The sequence below is a fragment of the Methylobacterium aquaticum genome (genome assembly GCF_001043915.1).
Lineage (GTDB): Bacteria > Pseudomonadota > Alphaproteobacteria > Rhizobiales > Beijerinckiaceae > Methylobacterium > Methylobacterium aquaticum.
Genome location: NZ_LABX01000233.1, coordinates 1 through 6,112 on the forward strand (window position 1 = coordinate 1; position 6,112 = coordinate 6,112).

At 70.0% G+C, this 6,112-nt stretch carries 6 protein-coding genes and 1 other RNA gene; 5 read left to right on the plus strand and 2 right to left on the minus strand.

Going from position 1 to position 6,112, the window contains the following annotated elements; genetic code table 11:
* Positions 1–263: 263 nt before the first annotated feature.
* Positions 264–908 (minus strand): SspB family protein, encoded by a 645-nt coding sequence (locus VP06_RS26355; RefSeq protein WP_048466778.1) that lies wholly within the window; start codon positions 906–908, stop codon positions 264–266.
* 44 nt (positions 909–952) lie between these two features.
* Positions 953–1,317: a transfer-messenger RNA gene (ssrA, locus tag VP06_RS34160) on the minus strand.
* A gap of 42 nt (positions 1,318–1,359) precedes the next feature.
* Here ssrA and VP06_RS26360 point away from each other — a divergent pair.
* The 5 genes from VP06_RS26360 (at position 1,360) to hflC (ending at position 5,946) form a co-directional block, all read left to right on the plus strand.
* Positions 1,360–2,076 carry a CPBP family intramembrane glutamic endopeptidase gene (locus VP06_RS26360; RefSeq protein WP_053082045.1) on the plus strand — a complete coding sequence of 239 codons (717 nt, stop codon included), beginning with the start codon at positions 1,360–1,362 and terminating at the stop codon, positions 2,074–2,076.
* Positions 2,077–2,236: 160 nt separating this feature from the next.
* Complete coding sequence (locus tag VP06_RS26365; protein ID WP_048466779.1) at positions 2,237–3,031, plus strand: thymidylate synthase; 795 nt, start codon at positions 2,237–2,239, stop codon at positions 3,029–3,031.
* 2 nt (positions 3,032–3,033) lie between these two features.
* On the plus strand, positions 3,034–3,522 hold the full coding sequence (locus tag VP06_RS26370; protein WP_048466780.1) for a dihydrofolate reductase: 489 nt from the start codon (positions 3,034–3,036) through the stop codon (positions 3,520–3,522).
* Between the two features lie 286 nt (positions 3,523–3,808).
* Positions 3,809–5,017: an FtsH protease activity modulator HflK gene (gene hflK / locus VP06_RS26375; RefSeq protein WP_048466781.1), complete on the plus strand. Its 1,209-nt coding sequence runs from the start codon at positions 3,809–3,811 to the stop codon at positions 5,015–5,017.
* Positions 5,014–5,946: a protease modulator HflC gene (gene hflC / locus VP06_RS26380; RefSeq protein ID WP_048466782.1), complete on the plus strand. Its 933-nt coding sequence runs from the start codon at positions 5,014–5,016 to the stop codon at positions 5,944–5,946. The genes hflK and hflC overlap by 4 nt, the downstream gene beginning before the upstream one ends.
* Positions 5,947–6,112 lie beyond the last annotated feature (166 nt).

Consider the following 6,112-nt stretch of genomic DNA (forward strand, 5'->3'; position numbering starts at 1 on the left):
CATCCTGAGGTGCTGGCGATCATAGATCGCCCGCGATCTTCGATCGCCAGCACCTCAGGATGAGGGGACAGGTGGGGCAGTTTGGCTCGAAAGCCTAGCGCTTGCACGCCTCAAGCCTTGCCGAGCCCTATGACTTGGCGACCGGGCTCTGCTCAAGCACTTTGATTTTGCGGCGTTTTCTACGACGGATGATCATCCGCGTCATCGGACGACGCTCTCCGGTCCTGTCGTCGGCCCGACGGAATGCCGTTCGAGCGCTGCGCTCAGCTCTTCTTGCGGAAGGCGTCCAGGCTGACCACCGAGGCCCCCTCTTGCGGGGCGTCGCTCCGGTCGGCGTCGGTTTTCGCCTCGGCGTCGGACTCGCTCTTGCCCCCCGCGGCATCCTTGGCCTGCGGCTTCGCCTCGACCTTGGCCGCCGGAACGATCTTCGGCAGGTTGCTGCCGAGCGCCGGGACCTTCGGCTGCGCCTCGCTCGGCTCCGAGCCGGCGCCGCGGATCGCCCGCAGGGAGGTCGTGCCGGCCGGCGCGGCGTCCTCGCTCGTGGCGGTCCCGTCGGTCAGCTCGAACTTGAGGCCGAACTGCACCGAGGGATCGAAGAAGCCGGTGACCGCTTCGAACGGCACCAGAAGCCGCTCCGGCACGCCGGAGAAGGACAGGCCGACCTCGAAGGTGTGCTCGGTGACGCCGAGGTCCCAGAACTGGTGCTGGAGGACGATCGTCATGTCCTGCGGGTACTTCTCCCGCAGGCGCTGCGAGATCCGCACGCCCGGATAGTCCGTCCGGAACGAGACGTAGAAGTGATGCTCGCCGGCCAGACCGTCGCGCGCCGCGTCGCCCAGCACCTTGCGCACGACGTTGCGCAGGGCATCCTGCACCAGGAGATCGTAGCGAATCAGATCGTCTGCCATCAACCGTTGCCTGGCGCCGCATCGCTCGCGGGAATGGGAATTCGAGTGGAGGCTTCTGTTGCCAGGTGCCTCCGAACCCCGCCTATGCGGTGCTACCCGCTAGGACTTTGTTTGGTCTTGGGGACCGCTTACGCGGCCACCGCCACCGGAGCAAAGTTGTCGTTGGCAACTATTGCATTGGCCCGATAACGGCGGAACCATGCCGAGCGAAAGCTCAACCTTTACGCCCTCGTCGATCCTATTTCGCCCCCGCCGAAGCCCGAACCGAACGGACCGTTCCGGGCTTGGGTGGAGGCGCCGGGTACCGCCCCCGGGTCCGATAGGTTTATTCCGAAGAACGTTTATCGCCATAGCCGGCCTCGCGACCGGCAAAGCGAATATAGAGGGTCCCGTGCCGCTTTTGAAGCCCGCCGCACGCCATTCTGTGACCGTTTCGCGATGTGATGCGCCGATGCCCCTCGGCGGCTCCCGGCGCGGGCTCGCCGTGGCCGGCGCGATCCTGCGGGCGCTGCTGCTGCAACTGGCCGCGTTCGGCCTCGTTTTCGGGACGGTCGCCGCCGCCCGTCACCTTCCCGCCCTGCCGCCGGGCCTCCTGCCCTTCCCCGCCTTGAGCGGTGGCGAGCGGGGATTGCTCGCCCTCACCGTGCTGCCGCACGCCGCCCTGGCGCTCCTCGTCCTGGCGGCGGCCCGGCATCGCCCCGACATGGCCCTGGGCTTTGCCCGGCCCGCCCGGCTCGGTCGCGCCGCCTGGCTCATCCTGCTCTGGCCCTTCGTCCAGGTCGCCTGGACGGCGGGGCTTCTGGTTCTCACCGGGCAGGTGCCCGCCCGGGCCTGGCGCCTGTCGCCGTCCCTCACCGGCGGGGTCTTCCTGGCCTGGACGCTGTGGCTGGTGGTGCTGGCGCCGCTCGCCGAGGAGATGCTGTTTCGCGGCGATCTGTTCGTGCGCCTGAGGCGCGTCGCCTCCCCGGCCGTCACGGTCGCGGTCGCCACGGCGGTGTTCGTGCTCTGCCACGCCGAGCGCGGACTGCTGCAACCCATCTCCATCCTCCCCCTCGGGGTGGCGCTCGGCGTGATGCGGCTGTGGACCGGGAGCCTGTGGCCCTGCCTCGCGCTCCACGCCGCGAGCAACGGCGCGGTGGTGCTGGCGCGGGTGTGGAGTACCGCGTGAATCGTCCCGCCGGGCGCTGCGATTCGGGCCAAGGACGCGCTATCGTGGCGCGCTCCGCGACCGGGTCGGGGAACCGTTCCTGCCTCCGGGCATAGGCCATCGGGAGCCCGCCGGGCGCCGCGCGGCGCCCCGGGCCGTTTTCACGCGGAGGATGTCCGCCATGCGCCCCTACCACGCCCTCCTCCAGCGCATCCTCGACGACGGCGTCGAGAAGCAGGACCGCACCGGCACCGGCACGCTGTCGGTGTTCGGCCACCAGATGCGGTTCGACCTCGCGGAAGGCTTCCCGCTCGTGACGACGAAGCGGCTTCACCTGAAGTCGATCGTCCACGAACTGCTGTGGTTCCTCGCCGGGGACACCAACGTCGCGTATCTTCAGGCGAACGGCGTGACGATCTGGGACGAGTGGGCCGACGAGCAGGGCGACCTCGGCCCCGTTTACGGCCGGCAATGGCGGAGCTGGGCCAAGCCCGACGGCGGCAGCGTCGACCAGATCGCCTGGGTGCTCGACGAGATCCGCCGCAACCCGGATTCGCGCCGCCTCGTCGTCTCGGCCTGGAACCCGGCCGATCTCGACCGGATGGCGCTCGCCCCCTGCCATTGCCTGTTCCAGTTCTACGTCGCGGACGGGCGCCTGTCGCTCCAGCTCTACCAGCGCTCGGCCGACGCCTTCCTGGGCGTGCCGTTCAACATCGCGTCCTACGCGCTCCTCACCCACATGATGGCGCAGGTGCTCGATCTCGCCCCAGGCGACTTCGTCCACACGCTGGGGGACGCGCATCTCTATTCCAACCACGTCGCCCAGGCGCGCGAGCAGCTGTCCCGCGACATCCGCCGGCTGCCGCGCCTGCGCCTCGATCCGTCGGTGCGCTCGCTGTTCGCGTTCCGCTACGACGACATCGCCATCGAGGGCTACGACCCGCATCCGGCGATCCGGGCGCCGGTGGCGGTCTGAGCATGGCCCGCCCCCTGGTCACCCTGATCGTCGCGGTCGCGACGAACGGCGTCATCGGCCGCGACAACGCCCTGGTCTGGCGCCTGCGCAGCGACCTGCGGCGCTTCCGCGCCCTCACCATGGGCAAGCCGGTGGTGATGGGGCGCAAGACCTGGGACTCGATCGGGCGGCCGTTGCCCGGGCGGCGGGTGATCGTCATGACCCGCGACCCCGTCTGGGAGGCGCCCGGCACCGAGCGGGCGGCGAGCTGGGACGACGCGCTGCGTCTCGCCGATGCGGCGGACGAGGTGATGGTGGCGGGGGGAGCCGAGATCTACGCCCTCGCTCTGCCTCAGGCCGACCGGATCCACCTCACCGCGGTCGACGCGGCGCCCGAGGGCGATGCCCGGTTCCCGGCGATCCCGCCGGATTTCCGCGAGGTTTCCGCCGAAGCCCATCCGGCCGGCCCCGAGGACGAGCATCCCTTCCGGTTCGTGACGCTCGCGCGGTGACGGCGTGACGCTCGCGGGGTGACGCTCACGGGTTGACGTGGCGCGACGAACCGCCGGGTGGCGGCCCCGCCACGTCTGAGCCGGCAAATCCATCTCAGGTTCCCGGGTGCGGCGATGGAACTCCCGCGCGATGGCGGAAACCTTGAGAATTCAGCCGGCGCCGGTGGTTGCTTTCGCGGGAGGCTCGGCCGATATCGCAGGGGAGCGAGACCACAGCAGTGCGAGTGCCGCGCCGGACGCGAGAGACAGCGCGGGGCGTGCCGGCCGGGAAAGGACGTGGGCGAGCATGCCTTGGAGCAATCAGAGCGGTGGCAGCGGCGGTGGCGGCAACGGGGGTGGTCCCTGGGGCAATCGCGGCGGTAATGGCGGCGGTCCCTGGGGCGGCGGCTCCGGCGGCGGCGGTGGCCCTTGGGGCGGCGGCGGCTCGGGTGGCGGCAACCAGCCGCCGGATCTCGAGGACCTGCTGCGCCGCAGCCAGGACAGGCTGAAGACCCTGATGCCGGGTGGCGGTTCGGTCGGCACCAAGGGCGCGATGCTGGCGGTGCTGGCGGTGCTGTTCGTCTGGCTGATGACCGGGTGGTACACGGTGCTGCCGAGCCAGGTCGGCATCAACACGGTGTTCGGGCGCTATACCGGCCAGTCCGGCGAGGGCCTGCGCTACAACTTCCCCTATCCGGTCGGCGCGGTGGTGAAGCCGAATGTCGGCGAATCGCGCAGCATCCAGATCGGCTACCGCTCCGGCGGCGGCGCCCAGCGCTCCCGGGACGTGCCCGAGGAGAGCCTGATGCTCACCGGTGACGACAACATCGTCGACATCGATTTCGACGTGCAGTGGCGCGTGAACCCGGCCAAGGCCGAGGATTTCGTGTTCAACCTCCAGAACCCCGAGGGCACCATCAAGTCGGTGGCCGAGAGCGCGATGCGCGAGGTGGTGGGCCGGCGCCAGATCCAGGCCATCCTGACCACCGAGCAGTCGAGCGTGGCGCAGGAGGTGCAGCAGATCATCCAGAAGGCGCTCGATTCCTACGGCGCCGGCGTGCTGATCAACGTGGTCCAGCTCCAGGGCGTCAGCCCGCCGGCGGAAGTGCGCCAAGCCTTCGTCGACGTGAACGCGGCCCAGCAGGACGCCGCTCGCGCCCGCAACGAAGCCGAGACCTATGCCAGCCGGGTGGTTCCCGAAGCCAGGGGCCGGTCCTCGCAGGTGATGCAGCAGGCCGAGGCGTACAAGTCGCAGGCCACCGCCGAGGCGACCGGCCAGGCCGCGCGCTTCCGCGAGGTTTACGAGTCCTACAAGCTGGCGCCCGCGGTCTCCCGCGAGCGCATGTTCCTCGACACCATGGAGAAGGTGCTGGGCGGCGTGAACAAGGTGATCATCGACCAGAACGGCGCGCCCGGGACGGGCGCCGCGGCGGCCGGCGTGCTGCCGGTCCTGCCCTTGCAGGATTTCGCCACCGCCACCCGTCCGGGGACCTCGGCCCAGGGGAGCGCGCGATGAACAACGGCAACGCGCTGCGCACCGGCATCGTCGTTCTCGGCGTCCTCGTTCTGGTGCTGATCTACGCCTCGGCCTTCACCGTGAGCCAGACCCAGCAGGCCCTTGTGCTGCGGTTCGGCGGCGTCCGCACCGTGCTGAACCAGGCCGGCACCGAGAAGCCCGGCCTGTACTTCAAGGTGCCGTTCGTCGAGAGCGTCGTGCTGTTCGAGAAGCGGCTGCTCGACCTCGACCTGCCGGTCCAGACCGTGCTGTCGGCCGACCGGCAGAACCTCGAGGTCGACGCCTTCGCCCGCTACAAGATCAGCGACCCGCTGCGCTTCTACCAGTCGGTGAACAACATCCAGGTCGCCAATCAGCGCCTGGGCAGCTTCACCAACGCGGCGATGCGCAACGTGCTCGCCAGCGCCTCGCGCGACGCCATCGTGCGGACCCAGCGCGAGGCCCTGATGAACCGCATCCAGGAGGACGTGAACCGGCAGGCGAAGAATCTCGGCATCGAGATCATCGACCTGCGCCTGACCCGCGTCGATCTGCCGGCGGCGAACTCTCAGGCGGTCTACCAGCGCATGCGAACCGAGCGCGAGCGCGAGGCGGCGGATCTGCGCGCCAATGGCGCCCAGGTGGCAGCCACGATCCGGGCCAAGGCCGACCGCGACGTGACGGTGCTCCTCGCCGAGGCGAACCAGAAGGCCGACCAGCTCCGCGGTCAGGGCGAGGCGGATCGCAACCGCATCCTCGCCGACGCCTTCGGGCAGGATCCGGACTTCTTCGCCTTCTACCGGTCGATGCAGGCTTACGAGAAGGGCCTTAGCGGATCCGACACGCGGCTGATCATCAGCCCCAACTCGGAGTTCTTCCGCTACTTCAACGACCCGCAGGGGCGGGCACGCCCCGCCGCGACGGCCCCGGCCCCGGCCGCGGGCCAGTAAGGCCGGCGCTCCCCGCCCAAGGCGCTGACACGCGACGAGACCCGAGCGTCCCGCCCTGGCGGGGCGCGCTTTTGTGACGGCGGACCTCCGGTCGGCCGGGCCGCGGAGACAACAGAAGATGCGACCGCAGGGGGGAACAGGACAGGCCACGGGAACCGCCCGCGGG

Coding starts and splice junctions, on each gene's coding strand:
- VP06_RS26355 (WP_048466778.1), bottom strand. CDS start 908: ATGGCAGACGATCTGATTCGCTACGATCTCCTGGTGCAGGATGCCCTG.
- VP06_RS26360 (WP_053082045.1), top strand. CDS start 1,360: ATGCCCCTCGGCGGCTCCCGGCGCGGGCTCGCCGTGGCCGGCGCGATC.
- VP06_RS26365 (WP_048466779.1), top strand. CDS start 2,237: ATGCGCCCCTACCACGCCCTCCTCCAGCGCATCCTCGACGACGGCGTC.
- VP06_RS26370 (WP_048466780.1), top strand. CDS start 3,034: ATGGCCCGCCCCCTGGTCACCCTGATCGTCGCGGTCGCGACGAACGGC.
- hflK (WP_048466781.1), top strand. CDS start 3,809: ATGCCTTGGAGCAATCAGAGCGGTGGCAGCGGCGGTGGCGGCAACGGG.
- hflC (WP_048466782.1), top strand. CDS start 5,014: ATGAACAACGGCAACGCGCTGCGCACCGGCATCGTCGTTCTCGGCGTC.